The organism is Limosilactobacillus avistercoris (assembly GCF_014836425.1).
Lineage (GTDB): Bacteria > Bacillota > Bacilli > Lactobacillales > Lactobacillaceae > Limosilactobacillus > Limosilactobacillus agrestimuris.
The window spans coordinates 1-1,269 of record NZ_JACSQW010000050.1 but is presented as its reverse complement, the minus strand read 5'-3'; the positions used below and the strand labels follow the sequence as shown (position 1 = coordinate 1,269).

Annotated in this window: 1 protein-coding gene; it reads left to right on the top strand. The window is 47.5% G+C overall.

The features are described from left to right. Positions 1–1,269, top strand: a 1,269-nt coding sequence (locus H9564_RS09015) for a glucose-6-phosphate isomerase (RefSeq protein WP_191685126.1), incomplete at its 5' end; no start/stop codon positions are given.

Here is a 1,269-nt window from a genome sequence, read left to right as displayed (position 1 = left end):
GATGACGAATTACGGAATGGTACCGGTGCCGGTGCTGACTTCCGTGACTGGCTCCACTTACCAACCGACTACGACAAGGAAGAATTTGTCCGGATTAAGGCGGCAGCCAAGAAGATCCAATCTGATTCTGATATCTTAGTCGTTATTGGGATTGGGGGCTCCTACCTTGGTGCCCGGATGGCCGTTGACTTCTTACACAATACTTTCTACCAAGCGCAAAAGGCCGAAGACCGAAAGTTCCCACTAGTTCTCTTTGCGGGAAACTCCTTGAGTTCGACTTACGTTCACGACTTGATTGAATTAATTGGGGATAAGGACTTCTCCGTGAACATTGTTTCCAAGTCAGGGACCACGACTGAACCTTCAATTGCTTTCCGAATTTTCAAGAACCTCTTAATCAAGAAGTACGGTGAAGCAGAAGCCAACAAGCGGATTTACGCTACTACTGATAAGGCCAAGGGTGCTTTGAAGACTGAAGCGGATGCCCACGGTTACGAAAGTTTTGTCATCCAAGACGGTATCGGTGGTCGTTACTCTGTCCTTTCACCAGTTGGTCTCTTGCCAATTGCCGTTTCTGGTGGGGACATTGACCAATTGATGGCAGGTGCAGCCCAAGCAGAAAAGGACTACACTGATCCAAAGTTGGAAAATAACGAAGCTTACCAATACGCTGCTTACCGGAACATCCTTTACCGGAAGGGTTACGAAACTGAATTGCTCGAAAACTACGAACCAAACATGACCATGTTTGCTGAATGGTGGAAGCAATTAGCTGGTGAATCCGAAGGGAAGGATCACAAGGGTATTTACCCATCCAGCGCTAACTTCACCACGGATTTGCACTCCTTGGGTCAATACATCCAAGAAGGACGGCGGTTCTTGATGGAAACCGTTGTTAAGCTCGACAAGCCAAACCATGATATGGAAATCCCAAGCGAACCAGATAACCTGGACGGCTTAGGCTACTTGGAAGGCAAGACGATGGACTTCGCCAATACCAAGGCTTACGAAGCGGTTGTTGCTGCGCACACTGCTGGTGGTGTTCCGGTAATGACCGTTCACATTCCCGAAGAAAATGAATACACCCTCGGTTACTTGATCTACTTCTTTGAAGTGGCCATGGCTATTTCCGGTTACCTCAATGGAATTAACCCATTTAACCAACCAGGGGTGGAAGCATACAAGGTTAACATGTTTGGCCTTCTTGGCAAGCCAGGATACGAAGAAGTCGGCAAGAAGTTGCGGGCTGAAATGGATGAGAATAAGTAA